Below are 14,941 nucleotides of genomic sequence, written 5' to 3' on the forward strand. Positions count from 1 at the left end.
CAGCCTAGTGTGCGGATGATTGGTTGGGTTCGCGGTGGCCGGGTTCGTCCCGCTTGTCCGCAACCGATTCAAAGAAATAGCTGACAAACTGGATCAGCATCGTGATGGCGAAAAGCCCGATAAAGGCCGCCATTTGGTATTTGATATACATGCCGAAGGGGCCGGCCTGACTGATTTCGAAGTTCCGGACCGGGGCATTCACAATCGACTGCTTTCCGTTGAAAGCAATGACAAGGATGACCCAAGCGGTCGTCATGCCCAGCAGGATCGTGCCTTGCGCGTTCAGATAACCGCGCGTCGTTCGACCAAGCCCGGCATACAGGATATCCACGCGCACGTGGCCATCGTCATAAAGCGTATAGGCCGAAGCGAACAGGAACAGAGCCGCATACCAATAGCGCACCAGATCACCCATCAGCGCCTGCTCATACGAAAAGACGAAGCGAGAAATCACAATCAACAGCTCGGCCGCGACGATCAGAAGGGCGAGCCATGTAAAACCTAGGGTTCGGGTGAACAGCGCGATCACGAAACTGGCCACAATCAGCGGCACGTGCACCCAAGGTCCAACCCAGCTTGCCCGCGTGAAGTTGTTTGCAATTGCGCCGCCGAACAGAACTTCGGACAAATTCTCGGAGCGCAGGAAAGCGATGCTGGCATCGGTCAGCCCGACAAGGAAGACTGACCAGAAAAGCGCGCGGATCAGATAGACGTTGAAGCTGTGCACCATATGTGCGTCCCAGCGCAAGGCGCGGTCGCGGGTGGTCATGACCATGGCGATGGCAGCTCCGATCGCGATGACATATAGCGCCAAGTTCACCATTGCACCGGCGCCGCCACCTGCCGTCAGGCCGCGCAGGCCGGGGAAACCGAACCAGACCACCAGAACGTTATTGATCAGAAATGCCGCCAAAGCAGCAAGAACGGACCAGCCGAAGGTGCGCGCGACAAGGGCGGGCGGGCCGTGCCGTGGAATGTCTGTGTTTGTGCTGAAGCTAGTCATCTGGCTCCCCTTCAGATGGCGCCCTGACCGACCAGATGACCGGCCGTCAGATCATTAAAGAACGGGGCCGAAGCCCCGCTCAGGTTTTTTTGGATCTGATATTCAGACCCTTATAGGCCCAGGATCCGGTTACGCTGACCAACGAATTGGCCTTCGAACAGCGAGATACCGCGACCGATTTCGCGCATTTTCGACTGAACCGCATCGTTAACTTCAGCAGCAAGCGCATCGTAACCAGCGGTTTCTTCGAAGACTTCTTCTGCGGCTTCGCCCATGGCATCCCACACGTCTTCACCGAACGAGCGGACTTCGACGCCATGCTCTTCTTCGAGCTTCTTGAGGTATTCACCGTTCAGAGCCATCGATTCGAAATAGGAGTTCGAGTTCTCTTCCAGTGCTGCCGCTGTGATGATCGCCTGTTCGGTTTCCGTCAGGCTGGACCACCACGACTTGTTCGACGTCAGCGAAAGCTGTGCGCCCGGTTCGTGCATGCCGCCGGTATAGTAGTATTTGGCAGCTTCATAGAACTTCATGAAGTAGTCGTTGTAAGGACCAACCCATTCGGTCGCGTCGATGGTGCCGGACACAAGGTTTTCATAGATCTGACCACCCGGAAGCGACACGGTCGAGGCGCCCAGTTTCGACAGAACCTGACCACCAAGGCCCGGAATACGCATTTTCAGACCTTTGAAGTCGTCCGCGCTTTCGATTTCCTTGTTGAACCAGCCGCCGGCCTGTGTGCCGGTGTTGCCTGCGGGCAGACCCTTCAGACCGAACTGGTCCTGAACCTTGTCCCACAGCGCCATGCCGCCACCATACAGAACCCACGCGTTGATTTCGGCGAAGGACATGCCAAACGGAACAGCCGTGAAATAGGCCAGCGCCGGGTGTTTGCCGGTCCAGTAATAGTCTGCGCCAATATAGGCTTGGCTGTTGCCCGATGCGACTTCGTCAAATACGTCCAGCGCGCCAACACGTTCGCCGGCCGCAAAGTATTCGGTCTGAATGGCACCTTCCGAAAGCTGGGTGATGCGGGCTGCAAGACGCTGAGCCGAAACACCAAGACCAGGGAAGTCCCGCGGCCAGGTCGACACGATGGTCATTGTTTTCCCACCCTGCGCAAGTGCAGGTGTTGCCAATGCGGTTGCGCCTGCACCAAGTGCGGCACCTTTCAGAAACTTACGGCGTTCCATGTATGTGATTCCTCCTCCGAGATTTCAGTTTTATTCGTTGTTCGGGCACAGGACGCACCAAAGCCCCCCACGCTGCCAGCGCAATTACTACGTAGATGTAAGCAGATTTCAAATGATATTTCCCAAACTGGTAATATTTTTTTACCAGTTTGGGCGATTGCCGTCAGTCCAGTGGCTGCGGATCAACACCTCAGACTGGACCTAACACCTTGATGATTGCCTAGGAAACGCTGCTTCGCAATGGAAAGCGCCGGGTTACGTATGGGCAGATCGCCGCTTTTCCACTCGTCGCGCCCGAAGCATACTCAAAAGGCGGTATTTTTGCTTCTCACTCTGGATGTTTCAAATAATGAAGTATATAGAGCGCGCAAATTCACTCCACCTAAAGTGTCTGTCATGAGATCCCAGCCCAACGACTCAGCCCAAACGGCGGCACCTGCCGAACCGGAACTGCGCGCCCTGATGGGTGTCTTTGCGCTATACCATTTCATCGAAGCGAACCTGGGCAAGGCCGCCTTGTGCGAACACCTTCCTCATACCGAGCGCAGAATTGTCGTCTGGCTCGACCACCCCAAACGATTGGGCACACTTGCCCGCGAATTGAACGTGTTGCCGTCGACCATGACCTCAGCTGCGGACCAGCTGGAAGCGCTTGGCCTTGTCGAACGCACCCGCGACCCTGCCGACCGCAGGGCTTGGCTGTTGGGTCTGACCGAACGCGGCTTGCAGACGCGAAAGGAAATGGTGTCGCTGGCGCAAGAGCTGCTGCGCGACATGCTACACCTGACGGAAGACGAACTGGCTCGCTTTGCCGATATCTCTACAAAGATCCACTCCAACGTCCAAAAACTGACGTCTTGCTAAGGAGCAAACCATGACTTTCTTTCAACGCGCCCTTGCCACGGCGGCTTTGCTTTTGACCGCGGTCACGCCTGCAGCCTTTGCCGATGACGCCCTGAAACCCGTGAAGCTGATGACCGTGTCCGCTGATGATCAAACCTTTAGTCGCGTTTTCTTTGGCAAGGTCGTCGCGCGCCAGACTGTGGATCTGGCCTTTCAGGTTGGCGGTCAGATCGTGGAGTTTCCAGCGGTCGCGGGTGAATTCGTTCCCCAGGGCGATATGGTCGCCCAGTTGGAGCAGGAACAGTTTTCCCTCGCGCTGGAGCAAGCTATTTTGCAACGCGATCAAGCCGAGCGCACGCTGGAGCGCCTGACCAAATTGCGCGGCAACACGGTTAGCCAAGTGGCGCTGGACGATGCAACGACACAAGCCAGCCTCGCAGACATTGCGGTGCGGCAAGCTGAACGGAACCTGAACAACGCGACGCTCTGGGCTCCCTTTGATGCCTTGGTGGCTTCACGAAACGTGGGCAATTTCATCACTATTGCACCGGGAAACCCGGTTGTGCGCTTGCATGACATGAGCGAAATTCGAATAGAAATCGACGTGCCCGAGATCTTGTTTCAAACGGCAGGTAAAGAAGAAAACGTGCAGTTCTTTGCCAAGTTTGCATCGCATGACACGGAATATCCGGTCGATATCCGCGAATTCAACGCCGAGGCCGCGACAGCCGGGCAAACCTATCGCCTGACCCTTGGAATGGCCCCGCAAGCTGACCTGCGGGTGCTGCCCGGATCATCAGTAGATATTCGCGTGTCCGCAACGCACAGCACACCGGGCATTCAGATCCCGGCAACCGCCATCGCGACGGAGCCCGATGGATCGCTGATGGTCATGCGATTTACCCAAACGGACGGTGAGACCGGGACACTCAGCGCGACGCCGGTTCAGGTGGACCCTGCTTCAAACGGCAATTTCATTCTGCGCTCTGGCTTGTCTGAAGGCGACGAGATCGTCGCGGCTGGCGCGTCGGCGGTTCGTGACGGCGAGACCGTGCGCCGTTTCACCGGCTTTGCGAACTGAGGAACGGACCATGATGAACATCGCCCGCGCCTCTATCGAAAAGCCACTTTATACGTGGCTGATCATCCTGACGATGCTTCTTGGCGGCATTTGGGGGTTTTTCAACCTCGGCCGTCTGGAAGATCCTGCATTCACAATCAAACAAGCGGTTGTCGTGACACAATACCCGGGTGCCAACGCCCAACAGGTCGCGACCGAGGTTTCCGAACCGCTTGAGAGTGCGATCCAGAAGATGGAAGAGGTCGAAAAAATCACCTCGACCAACCGGCCTGGCGAAAGCAGGATCGACGTCGAAATCAAGTCGACTTACCCTGCCGAAGCTCTGCCCGATATCTGGACGCGCCTGCGCGCCCGCGTTCGGGATTCGTCTCGAAAGTTGCCGGAAAGCGTTCTGCCGCCCTTCGTCAATGACAGCTTCGGTGACGTTTTCGGACTGTATTATGCTGTGACCGCTCCGGGGTTCACCGACGCCGAACAATATGAACTTGGCACGTTTCTGCGGCGCGAGCTTCTGGCCGTGGACGGTGTGGCCGATGTGGATCTGTCCGGGCTGCCGGAAGAAGCAATCTATGTCGAACCCAACATGACGCTTGCCGTCAATCAGGGCATCCCGCCACAAGCCATCGTAAGCGCCGTTTCATCTGCGAATTCAGTTTCGTCCGCCGGTGCGTTGGGGATGGGCGACACGCGCACCATGTTCCGCGCACCTGATGGCACTGAAACAGTGTCTGATATTGCCTCGCTCAGTATCGGTGTGAACGGTCAACTGATCAATGTCGCAGATGTCGCCAATGTCAGCCGCGGTCGCGTCGTCACGCCCGACCAGATCATCCGATTCAACGGGCAAGAGGCATTCACCATCGCGATTGCCGGACTGGAAACCGAAGATATCGTCGAGGTGGGTCACCGCGTCGATGACCGACTGTCTGTGCTCAGCGCTGATATTCCGCATGGGATCGCATTGCAGCCGATCTATCAGCAACACATGGTCGTCGAACAAAGCTCGAATGATTTCCTGAAGAACCTCGCAATGTCAGTCGCAATCGTGATTGTCGTGTTGGGCGCTTTCATGGGGTGGCGTGCTGCAATTGTGATCGGGGCGACGCTTCTGTTGACCGTTGTTGGCACGCTTCTGTTCATGGCGATTTTCTCGATCGAGATGGAGCGAATTTCACTGGGCGCCCTGATCATCGCAATGGGGATGCTGGTGGACAACGCCATCGTGGTGGCAGAGGGCATGCAGATTTCGCGATTGCGCGGGCGCAGTTCCCTTGAAGCCGCAGACGATGCCGCACGCAAGACCCAAATCCCGCTGCTAGGGGCTACGGTGATCGGCATTATGGCCTTTGCCGGGATCGGCCTGTCCCCGGACGCAACGGGCGAGTTTCTGTTCTCGCTTTTCGCTGTGATCGGTATTTCGCTTCTTTTGTCATGGGTCTTGGCCCTGACCGTTACGCCGCTTCTGGGGCACTACCTGTTCAAAGAAGGCTCTGCGGATGCCGCAGATGCGTATTCAGGCAAGTTCTTTCAGCTCTACAAGCGCATCCTCGATAAGGCTCTAACCCTGCGCTGGCCGGTGATTGCGGGGCTGATCGCCATCACCGTGGCCTGCTTTGCCGGCTTCGGGTCGGTCAAGCAGCAGTTCTTTCCCAATTCGAACACGCCGCTGTTCTTCGTCAACTACAAGCTTCCTCAGGGCAGTTCGATCCAGAAAGTGTCCGATGACCTGAAGGTCATGGAGGCCTGGCTGCTGAAAGAAGACGCGGTTGAATCGGTGGCGTCCTATGCGGGTCGCGGGGCTGTGCGCTTCATGCTGACCTACGATGGTGGCAAGGATAATCAGAGCTACGGCCACCTGATCATTCGCACCAGCAAGCTTGAGGACATCCCAGACCTGCACGCGCGCCTTGAAGCGTTCGGCAAAGCATCCTTCCCCGAAGCCGAATTCCGTGTGCAAAGGCTGATTTTTGGCCCCGGCGGCGGCGACCCCATTCAGGCGCGGTTTTCGGGCAGTGACCCGGCAGTGCTGCGCGCTTTGGCCGAAGAGGCGATGACGGTGATGCGCGACAGGTCTGACAGCCTTCTGAACCTGCGCACCGACTGGCGCGAACAAGAGCTGGTGATCGAACCCACCTACGCGACGCAACGCGCCCAGACGGCTGGGATCAACCGTGAAGATGTCGCAAGTTCGCTTCTGTTTGCGACCGACGGGCTGCGCGCCGGGGTTTACCGAGAACGCGAACGATTGATCCCGATTATCATGCGACGTCCACAGCCCGACGAATTCAGCCTGTTTGACCAACTGGTCTATTCCTCGGTCGCGGGCACCTATCTGCCGATCGAACAGGTAACTGATGGGTTCGATTATCGTGTCGAAGACACTTTGGTTCATCGGCGCAATCGCGTGCCGACCATATCGGTCGGTGCGGATGTCATCGAAGGCGTCACAGCCGCAGAGGCACACGCCGAAATTCGCGCCGCGATCGAGGCGATTGATCTGCCCACGGGGTATGACCTGGAATGGGGGGGTGAGTTTGAAAACTCGTCCAAAGCACAGGCAAGCCTGGGTGCCCAACTGCCCCTCAGCGCGCTGATCATGGTGATGATCTCGGTTCTGCTGTTCAACGCCATACGCCAGCCGATCATCATCTGGCTGCTTGTGCCGATGTCTGTGAACGGTGTGGTGATCGGGCTTTTGGGCACTGGCCTGCCGTTCAGCTTTACCGCACTTCTGGGGCTGCTCAGCCTGTCTGGAATGCTGATCAAGAACGGCATTGTGCTGGTTGAAGAAATTGACCTTGTGCGGGCAGAAGGCGTGCCATTGCGCCAAGCGATCATTGACGCGTCCGCCTCAAGGGTTCGGCCTGTGGTCTTGGCCGCCGTCACGACCATTTTGGGCATGGCGCCACTTTTGACCGATGCCTTCTTTGTGTCCATGTCGGTAACGATCATGGGCGGGTTGGCCTTTGCGTCAGTTCTGACGTTGGTTGCTGCTCCGGTCTTCTATTACGTCTTCTTCAAACGAGACGAGAAGACCGTGCCGCAAGCTCTCCCGGCCTAGGTTGAGCGACCGAAAACACACAAAACAGCCGATCCGAAAGGGTCGGCTTTTTCAGTGTCGGCTATTTGTGAAATGAAAGCTTGGAGCGGGCGGCGGGAATCGAACCCGCGTCATTAGCTTGGAAGGCTAAGGTCTTACCACTACACAACGCCCGCGCAGTACCAACGGGACATATTTCAATGGCATCTGAGCGTCAAGAGCAGACCCGGCAGGATCTTGGTCCTACGCAATCAAAATAGCCGGAAAAGTCGCGCGCGCCGCACTGGTTTTCGCCTTGCTTGCCGCGTTGCCGAATGCACCCAATGATGGGTCACTCAACCTCGAAGCTGATCAGGAATGCCGCACCCTGACTGCGGGGCAAGTTCGAAATGTCCGCGCCATGTGCACGCAAGGTGTTGCGAACGATGGAAAGACCCATGCCTGTTCCACCTTGTTCGCGCTTTGTGGTGAAGAAGGGGTCGAAAATTCGTGTTGCGTTGCCGGGGGAAACCCCGCGGCCGTTATCTTCCAACACCACGTCGACCCGCGCGTCCTTCTTCTGGGCTGACAGTTGCACTGTTGTGGCCTCGTGACCCAAAGCGTTGCCCAGCAAATGGCGCAACACTATTCCAAGGCCCTGTTGCGATATGGGGATCATGACATCACCGCCCTCGATCCGCAGGTCCAGAGAGGGGAAGTCGCCTGACAACGCGCTGCGCAGTTGCTCTAGGGTGCTGTCTCCGTCGTGACGCATTTCACGGGCGCGGGCCGCTTGGCGCATCGCTTCGATCTGTTGCTCCATCTGGGCGCCCGCTCCTGCGATCTGGTCGACAAGTGCCAGATCCTCGACCGCCAAGGTGCCACCATCGCGAAGCAATTCAGTCGCCGCCTGAAGCGCCGCAACAGGTGTCTTCAATTCATGCGTTACGTGGTCCGAGTAGCTGCGGATGGTGGTTTCGCGATTGCGCAAGGTGTCCGCCATGTCGATGACGCTTTGTGCCGTGACCTGAAGCTCGCGGGTGCCAAAATGGGCCGGTGGGGTCAACGGGTCGGCAGGGGTCGCCCGCACTTGCGTCGCGAAGCGCTCCAACTCTGCGATGGGTCGCAACAGCAAGCGGATCAGCATCCAACCCAGCACCGAGGTCGCCCCGGTGATCAGGATCGACAGCAGTATCGCCGCTTTCTCATACCCGATTGCGGGGCCGAGATAGCGAAACGCCACCAGCCCGGTCAAAGACAATGCCAACGTGCCGCACAGGGCACCGCCCAAAACGAATGAAAGGCTGGGGCGCCATTTATCTTTCATGCGGAAGGTCCTGCATACGCACGCCCACACCGTGGACAGTTTCAATCGCATCCGCCCATCCCGCATGGGTCAATTTGGATCGCAAATTGCGCAGATGACTGTCCAACGTCCGGTCAGAAACCTGAGAACGCGCGCCCCAGATCGACCGCACCAGCTGGGCCCGGCTGTGCACTTGGGTTGGGCGGTCCACAAGTGCCGCCAGCAACGAGAACTCGGTCGCGGTCAACGGGATGTCGTTGTTCCCGAACCGACAGCGCTGGGCCGTGGTGTCCAGACTGATCCCGCCATGGGTCAAGATACTGGCAGCGCGCGGTCCCGTCGTGCGTTTCAGAATGGCCCGCACACGCGCCACCAATTCGCGTGGGCTGAAGGGTTTGGTGACATAATCGTCAGCGCCCAGTTCTAACCCCAGCACCCGGTCAATCTCATCGTCGCGCGCGGTCAGAAACAGGATCGGCACATCAGATTGGGCGCGTATCCGACGACAAACGTCGAACCCGTCCAGTTCGGGCAGGCCAATGTCCAGCACGATCAGGTCCGGGGTCTCGCGCTTGGCGTGAACCAAGGCGATCTGCCCATCGCTTGCCGTGACAACCTGGTATCCAGCGCGCTCTAACGCCAGCCCTACCAGATCGCGCAGCCGGGGATCGTCATCCACCAACAGAATTTTCATGGCGCGTGGCCTCTAATTCAAGATCTCCTGCAAAATAGCCATTGATCCGGCCTGTGCGAAAGCCCCATTCGCGCCAGTTTGGGTAAGTGATGTCAGGCTGCAGGCAGGCGCGATAGTGTTGTGGGACCCAAAGGTCAGGATTGCGGTCCATCCCCTGCGCAATCGCTTTCGACGCCATCGGTCCCAAATTGCACAGATAGTGCCAGTCTGGCGCTGCTGAGCGCCCCAGATTGGCCCCTCGGTCAAGCATATCCGTGGCAATCACAGCGGCGAAATTGACAAATGCACAGGCATACAGCGTTCCAAAGCCCAGCGCGCAAGCCCGCAGCATCAACCACAGCGACGACCGACCGCGAAGCACCTGCCACCCCACCAGCAACAATCCAATGGCAACCAACGCCATCCAGATCAACGCATACAGGCGCAGATAGGTCAGACCGAACGCGTCGATATACAGATCCAGGCGAAGGGCGGCTGACAGGGTCAGGAATACGTTTTGAAGCAGCCACAAAAGCAACAGCGGTTTTAACGCTTTGTGTTCGCTCAGAAACGGGCGGGCCGCCACCGCGAAGGCGCCGGCCAACATCGCTGTTACCAGCAACGGGTATGCGCCACGATGGGCGTAGGTCGCATAGCTCATTCCTTCGGGAAGGGCCGCCCCGCCGAACAGGATCGAGAAATCCATGACGCTTTGCAGAGCCAATAGCAGGTTGAATAGGACCAAAGCCCGCAGAACCGATCCGGTGTTCAGGCCTTGCGGTGTCCGCCATTCCTGTGTGGTCAGGTTCAGGGGGGCAGTGGGGGTGGGCGCGGTGAGCAACGGCCAGATCAACACGCCAAGCCCGCTCCAGAACACCGCGCGCCGGGCCAGCGAAAGCGCATCCAGATCGATCAAAAGAACCTGCGATAGGGTCTGTTCCAGAACCGGGTTCGCACCGATCAACAAGGCGCCCAGCACCAATGTGCCGCCAATTGGAAAGGCCCAGTTTCGCAGCAGCGATTTCGACGATACGCCGAAAATCAACCCACCTGACGCTACGCCGACGCGCAGATTTCGCAGCTGTGAAGCACATGCCAGAACGCCCGAGGTCGGCAAGGTCTTAACCAAACGCATAAAGGCCGTCATGAACCAGTCCCGCCCGGCGCTTATACTTTCAGCGGCGGGGACCCGCAGCCAGGCCACAGCAGCCAGCAAGCCCGCACCAAGAAGACACACCGACAACAACTGCACGTGCTCAATTGTGGGCAGCGTCGCCAGAACGAGCAAGATCACCGGGCCCAGAACCCTGCGTTTTGCCGGCCTACCCATGGCGACGACGGCAAATAAGCCCCATGCGAAGATGGCCAATGAAAGACCCGGCGCGTATCCCCAAAACAGGAAATCCCCGAGCAAAATGAGCAAGACCATCCCAGCAAATTTCGGCAACCGCCCTTCCACAGACTGACCCCCGAAAAGGGGCGCTGCGCCAGCGGTTACACTTTCGCCCGATCTGTCCACCTCGGTGTTCAGCCACCAGCCATCTTGGGCAATCGACCTCGGCAGGCCGCGCACAATGAATTCTCTTGGCATCGTCTTCTCCATCTTGTGTTTGGACAAGACTGACCACCTGCTTTGCAGACGGCCCGCAGAAGACGTGCAGATTTTGTGCAGAAGCGCTGGATTGTTCGGGTCACTCGTAACCCGTCATCTCCAGATATCCCTGTCCGGTGTGGCTGCCGGCTATTTTGACCGGCCCTTCCCAATAAGGAATTGAAAGCCCCATCCACGCGTTTAGGTTCAGGGCTGTGACGACCACGTCGACCTCGCGATCCGGTAGCGTCACGCGCCACTGTGTTGGCAGGTCGCGATCAGCGACGGTTGTGTTGGCCAGCGGCGTAGCGGAAAACGCACCGTCGCCATAGGCGGTCGTCGCGCCATCCGGTTCGATCCAGGTTGAAGAACTGTATTGCGATCCGTCGGTCTGGCGCAGCTGAAACCCCATCAGCTTTGACCCTTGCGCAAAGGAGAGCGAGAACCAGTCCCAGCCGGACTGCCGCTCTGACAAAGGCTGCGATGACCATTCGCGATCAAGCCAGGCACTGCCTGTGACCGCGACGTTGCCAGTGGGCAGTTTGAGCGTGCCGTCAATCTGAAAGAACGGCTGGGAATAGTAGTAACTCGCCTGTCCATCAGCGGACTTGACCGAATACCCTTTGTCCCCATGAAAAACCAAAGGTCCATTGGCTTTGAGCGACATCTCATAGCCAAAATCAGGACCGCTTGCGGAAAGGTTCATGGTGTCAAAATCCGCGCCCTCAAGTTCCCATTCGTCGATCCACGCACGAAAGGGGCTGGCTGATACGCCGGCCTGACCGATTCCACCACGCGCAAAGCGTTCCGTCGCAAAATGTTGATCCGGCGTTGTGATGGCTGCATGGGCAAACCAGACTTGCGGAGACTGCCAGCCCTCAGCCTCGCCGGGTGCGAGCGCCGTTCTGAAAAGCGTCCATTGCAAACCGTAAGGCGTACCGTCCTGCCCGGTCAGGTTCGCGGTCAAATACCACCATTCAATTCGATAGTCCGGGTGCGCGCCGTGATCAGCGGGAAAGCTGAAAGTTGGATTGGGGCGGGGTGCTACAAATCCCTCGGCATCACTGCCAAGTCCGGAAAACCCCTGCGCCAGAACACTTGTCGGCCACAGCAGCAAGAAAAGGAGCAGTCTAACGTTCACTTGCAAACACCTTGAGCAAAGTCGAGGGCGGCGTGCGCATCAGGCGCAGTGCAGGCCAGGTTGCGGCCAGAAACGCGGCGACCAGCGCGTAGCCACCCAGTTGCAGATAGTCGAGCGGAAACAGATACATCGGCAACTTCCACCCAAACGCTTCGACGTTGATAACCGTCAGCAAAGTCCACGCCAGCGCAAGCCCCACCGGGATCGCGCAAAGAAAGACCAAGCCAGCCAGCAAGACGGCGCGCGACAGCTCTAACCATCCTAAACTGCGACGGGTCAAACCCAAGGCCCAGACCGAGGCAAGTTGCGGCACACGCAGGTCTGCCAGTGTCAAAAGGCTCATCAAAATTGCAAAGCTGGCAACGCCGAGCGTCAGGATATTCAACGCAGATGTGACGACAAAGGTCCTCTCGAACACCTGCATAGAAAGTGCCTTGATGGCGGCCTGATCAATTATCGCGCTGTCTTCAATGCCAAGCTTTTGCACAATCTGCCGACGCAATGCGGCCTCCGCTTCAGTGCGTATGCCAAACTGGGCGGGATAGATGCCGGGATGAAGGTCCTGAAAGATATTCTCAGACACGATGACTTGACCTTGCGGGTTTCCGTAATCCCCCACGACAGCCGCAACTGGCTTCGTCAGACCCTGTGCCAGAGACACCTGATCCCCAACCCAAAGACCAGCCCGGCGCGCAAGCTGTTCATTGAGGATGACTGCGTCGCCGTTGTCCACAGCATCCCATGCGCCGGGGGCTTCGTCCAAGAAGTTCCAATTGTTGCGATAGGTTGGGCCGACACGCACGCCGTAAAGATCCACAGGAAGGCCCGCGACGTTGGCTTGGGCCGTCAGAAGCGGCAAAATCTCGACCCCATTGTCTTGCAAGAAGGATTCCAACGCGGCGCTTTGGCTGGCTGTTTCGACACGCACGAATAACTCCGGCGCGAGCCGTTGATCAAGGAATGCGACGAAGGTCAGCCGAAAGCTCGACACCATGGTCGAGACACCGATATTGGCCGTGACCGCAAGCAACAGGGCCATCAGTGCAAGGCTGAGGCCCGGCAGTTGTTGTCGCGTGTCGGCCCAGAACCAACGCCACACAGGGGCGATTGTGTGTTTTTCCAGCGAGGTTAAAATCCTTGCAGCGATTGCAGGCAGAGCCAATGCAGCGCCGATCAAAAGGCACCCCAGCAATGCAAAACCAGCCAATAGCCCATCCCAGATCAACGCCAGCGCAGCGGCACTGGCCAGCAGGAAAACCGCGCCCATTGATTGCAGCCGAAATCGCGATGCAGTGGCTGTGACCCATGCGCGTGGTCGGACGCTTGCCAAAAGCGGCATGCGCGCAATTTGCCAGATCCGGGTTGAAAGGGCGACCGCCGTGCCCGCAACGGCCAGCACGAGTCCGGACACCAACCACGCCGCGCGCAGCTCTAGCGTGCCCGAGATCTGAGCCCCATAAAGACCGCGCAAGGTCGCCGCGACATCCGGTAACAACAGGGCTGCGATCAGATACCCCAATATGATGCCCAAGCCTGCCCCGATCAGGGCAAGCGTCATCATCTCGACGGTGATCAGGGTGATCAGGGTGCGCAGCGGAACACCCAGCGACCGCAACGTGCGGATCATGCCCCGCCGTTGTTCAAAGGCCAGCCCAATGGTGCTGTGCACGATAAACAGACCCACGGCAAAGCTGAGCAGCCCGAATGCGGTCAGGTTCAGGTGAAAACTGTCGGTCAACTGCGCGACATCTGCTACTTGCGGCGCGGTCTGAATACGCAGGTCTGGCGCAACGGAACTGAGGTCTGGTTGATCAAGCGGTTGATCGGGAAGCAAAATGAGGCGGCTCAGATCGTCGCGCTGTAATATCTGCTGGACGAAACCAATGTCCCCGATCGCCATGCCGGGTGCGACGCTTTCATCTGCTGTGACCCGTGTCACCGGTTCAAGAATTCGCGCTGTTTCCTGATTTGCAAACAGGGATTGCCGGCTTTCGAACATCAGCGCAGAGGACGGCGATGCAGGCGCGTCTGCCACCAGCTCAAATGGCGAGGTTGCAGGATCGACGCCAACCAATCGCACGCCTTCCAGCCGGCCTTCAACGACAGGCGAGACGAGCCAACCGGATCGCCTGAGTGAAACGTATTGCTGTTGCGAAATGCGATCACCCTCTTTCGGGATCAACTGATCGAACTGCCCCCGCCCCAGCGTCGCCGAGGCCGCGTCATAGCTTGCCCGCGCTTCTGCATTGATCGCCTGCACGCCCGACCAAAGCGCTGTCGCCAAGGCAAGGCCTGCGAGAAAGGCGAACAGCTGGACGGGGTTGCGGCGCCAATGGGACAGTAGCGCACGCAGGCAATGTCCAGTCATGTCAAACACCCGCCATGCAGATGCAATTGGCGGTCCATGCGTGCGGCAATGATTGGGGAATGTGTGACAACCATCAGCGTGGCACCGGTTTGCGACACCAAGTTCAGCATCTGTGTCAAAACATCTTCGGCTGTTGCCTCATCCAGATTTCCCGTGGGCTCATCGGCCAGCAACAGCTTTGGTTTCGCGGCAATCGCCCGCGCGATTGCCACGCGTTGCTGCTGTCCCCCGGACAGGGCCTCGGGGTATTTTTTCAACTGATCTGACAATCCCAGCGCGGCTACGATCCGGTCGATATGCACCGGGTCGACGCGCCCGGACAGCGCGGCCTGAAACTCGATATTTGCCGCAACTGTCAGCGATGGGATCAGGTTGAACTGCTGAAAGACAAGTGCGATGTCGGTTCTGCGCAGGACAGCACGCGCGCGGTCGTCAAGCGTGGTCAAATCCTTGCCAGACACCCACACGTGACCTGCGTCCGCGTCCTCTAGCGCACCGGCGATGTGAAGAAGCGTGCTTTTCCCGCTGCCAGATTCTCCTTGAAGCGCGAGTGTCTGCCCCGCCTCAAGATCAAAACTGACATCCCGCAGAACAGGGACGGACCCCTCGCTGTCGCGGAAGGATTTTTGAACCGCTTCAAACCTAAGAACCATTGCGCGCCTCCAACGTCAGCTTAGGTCCGCCGGGCGCCGCGAAAAACCTGGCACTACGGCACCCTGAACC

At 58.2% G+C, this 14,941-nt stretch carries 11 protein-coding genes and 1 tRNA gene; 3 read left to right on the top strand and 9 right to left on the bottom strand.

Annotated features, from left to right (window positions below; all coding sequences use genetic code 11):
* Positions 1 to 4: 4 nt before the first annotated feature.
* Positions 5 to 1,003, bottom strand: coding sequence for a TRAP transporter small permease subunit (locus ACXYMP_RS01100; RefSeq protein ID WP_458903794.1), 999 nt, complete (start codon positions 1,001 to 1,003; stop codon positions 5 to 7).
* 110 nt (positions 1,004 to 1,113) lie between these two features.
* The gene (locus ACXYMP_RS01105; RefSeq protein WP_298570481.1) at positions 1,114 to 2,196 is read right to left on the bottom strand and encodes a TRAP transporter substrate-binding protein; all 1,083 of its coding nucleotides are present in this window, start codon (positions 2,194 to 2,196) and stop codon (positions 1,114 to 1,116) included.
* Between the two features lie 396 nt (positions 2,197 to 2,592).
* Between ACXYMP_RS01105 and ACXYMP_RS01110 the strand changes: the two genes are divergently transcribed.
* The 3 genes from ACXYMP_RS01110 to ACXYMP_RS01120 are packed head-to-tail and all read left to right on the top strand — an operon-like array spanning position 2,593 to position 7,181.
* The gene (locus ACXYMP_RS01110; RefSeq protein WP_298570480.1) at positions 2,593 to 3,060 is read left to right on the top strand and encodes a MarR family winged helix-turn-helix transcriptional regulator; all 468 of its coding nucleotides are present in this window, start codon (positions 2,593 to 2,595) and stop codon (positions 3,058 to 3,060) included.
* A gap of 10 nt (positions 3,061 to 3,070) precedes the next feature.
* Positions 3,071 to 4,120, top strand: coding sequence for an efflux RND transporter periplasmic adaptor subunit (locus tag ACXYMP_RS01115; protein ID WP_458903797.1), 1,050 nt, complete (start codon positions 3,071 to 3,073; stop codon positions 4,118 to 4,120).
* Between the two features lie 13 nt (positions 4,121 to 4,133).
* Positions 4,134 to 7,181, top strand: coding sequence for an efflux RND transporter permease subunit (locus ACXYMP_RS01120; protein WP_458905279.1), 3,048 nt, complete (start codon positions 4,134 to 4,136; stop codon positions 7,179 to 7,181).
* An 81-nt stretch (positions 7,182 to 7,262) separates the two neighbouring features.
* On the opposite strand, the gene ACXYMP_RS01125 is transcribed toward ACXYMP_RS01120, so the two are convergent.
* From ACXYMP_RS01125 to ACXYMP_RS01155, 7 genes are all read right to left on the bottom strand, one after another.
* Positions 7,263 to 7,336: transfer RNA gene (locus ACXYMP_RS01125), tRNA-Gly, on the bottom strand.
* A gap of 155 nt (positions 7,337 to 7,491) precedes the next feature.
* Positions 7,492 to 8,466, bottom strand: coding sequence for a sensor histidine kinase (locus ACXYMP_RS01130; protein ID WP_458903799.1), 975 nt, complete (start codon positions 8,464 to 8,466; stop codon positions 7,492 to 7,494).
* Positions 8,456 to 9,139: a response regulator transcription factor gene (locus ACXYMP_RS01135; RefSeq protein WP_298566806.1), complete on the bottom strand. Its 684-nt coding sequence runs from the start codon at positions 9,137 to 9,139 to the stop codon at positions 8,456 to 8,458. The genes ACXYMP_RS01130 and ACXYMP_RS01135 overlap by 11 nt, the downstream gene beginning before the upstream one ends.
* Complete coding sequence (locus ACXYMP_RS01140; protein ID WP_458903802.1) at positions 9,117 to 10,709, bottom strand: DUF4153 domain-containing protein; 1,593 nt, start codon at positions 10,707 to 10,709, stop codon at positions 9,117 to 9,119. The genes ACXYMP_RS01135 and ACXYMP_RS01140 overlap by 23 nt, the downstream gene beginning before the upstream one ends.
* Before the next feature lie 100 nt (positions 10,710 to 10,809).
* Positions 10,810 to 11,850, bottom strand: coding sequence for a lipocalin-like domain-containing protein (locus ACXYMP_RS01145; RefSeq protein ID WP_458903804.1), 1,041 nt, complete (start codon positions 11,848 to 11,850; stop codon positions 10,810 to 10,812).
* Positions 11,840 to 14,218 (bottom strand): ABC transporter permease, encoded by a 2,379-nt coding sequence (locus ACXYMP_RS01150; protein ID WP_458903806.1) that lies wholly within the window; start codon positions 14,216 to 14,218, stop codon positions 11,840 to 11,842. The genes ACXYMP_RS01145 and ACXYMP_RS01150 overlap by 11 nt, the downstream gene beginning before the upstream one ends.
* On the bottom strand, positions 14,215 to 14,871 hold the full coding sequence (locus ACXYMP_RS01155) for an ABC transporter ATP-binding protein (protein WP_298566810.1): 657 nt from the start codon (positions 14,869 to 14,871) through the stop codon (positions 14,215 to 14,217). The genes ACXYMP_RS01150 and ACXYMP_RS01155 overlap by 4 nt, the downstream gene beginning before the upstream one ends.
* Positions 14,872 to 14,941: the final 70 nt, after the last annotated feature.

The sequence above is a fragment of the Aliiroseovarius sp. CAU 1755 genome (assembly GCF_054482655.1).

Bases quoted from the DNA above. Each gene is read 5' to 3' on its own strand.
- ACXYMP_RS01100 (WP_458903794.1), bottom strand. From the start codon at position 1,003: ATGACTAGCTTCAGCACAAACACAGACATTCCACGGCACGGCCCGCCC.
- ACXYMP_RS01105 (WP_298570481.1), bottom strand. From the start codon at position 2,196: ATGGAACGCCGTAAGTTTCTGAAAGGTGCCGCACTTGGTGCAGGCGCA.
- ACXYMP_RS01110 (WP_298570480.1), top strand. From the start codon at position 2,593: ATGAGATCCCAGCCCAACGACTCAGCCCAAACGGCGGCACCTGCCGAA.
- ACXYMP_RS01115 (WP_458903797.1), top strand. From the start codon at position 3,071: ATGACTTTCTTTCAACGCGCCCTTGCCACGGCGGCTTTGCTTTTGACC.
- ACXYMP_RS01120 (WP_458905279.1), top strand. From the start codon at position 4,134: ATGAACATCGCCCGCGCCTCTATCGAAAAGCCACTTTATACGTGGCTG.
- ACXYMP_RS01130 (WP_458903799.1), bottom strand. From the start codon at position 8,466: ATGAAAGATAAATGGCGCCCCAGCCTTTCATTCGTTTTGGGCGGTGCC.
- ACXYMP_RS01135 (WP_298566806.1), bottom strand. From the start codon at position 9,139: ATGAAAATTCTGTTGGTGGATGACGATCCCCGGCTGCGCGATCTGGTA.
- ACXYMP_RS01140 (WP_458903802.1), bottom strand. From the start codon at position 10,709: ATGCCAAGAGAATTCATTGTGCGCGGCCTGCCGAGGTCGATTGCCCAA.
- ACXYMP_RS01150 (WP_458903806.1), bottom strand. From the start codon at position 14,218: ATGACTGGACATTGCCTGCGTGCGCTACTGTCCCATTGGCGCCGCAAC.
- ACXYMP_RS01155 (WP_298566810.1), bottom strand. From the start codon at position 14,871: ATGGTTCTTAGGTTTGAAGCGGTTCAAAAATCCTTCCGCGACAGCGAG.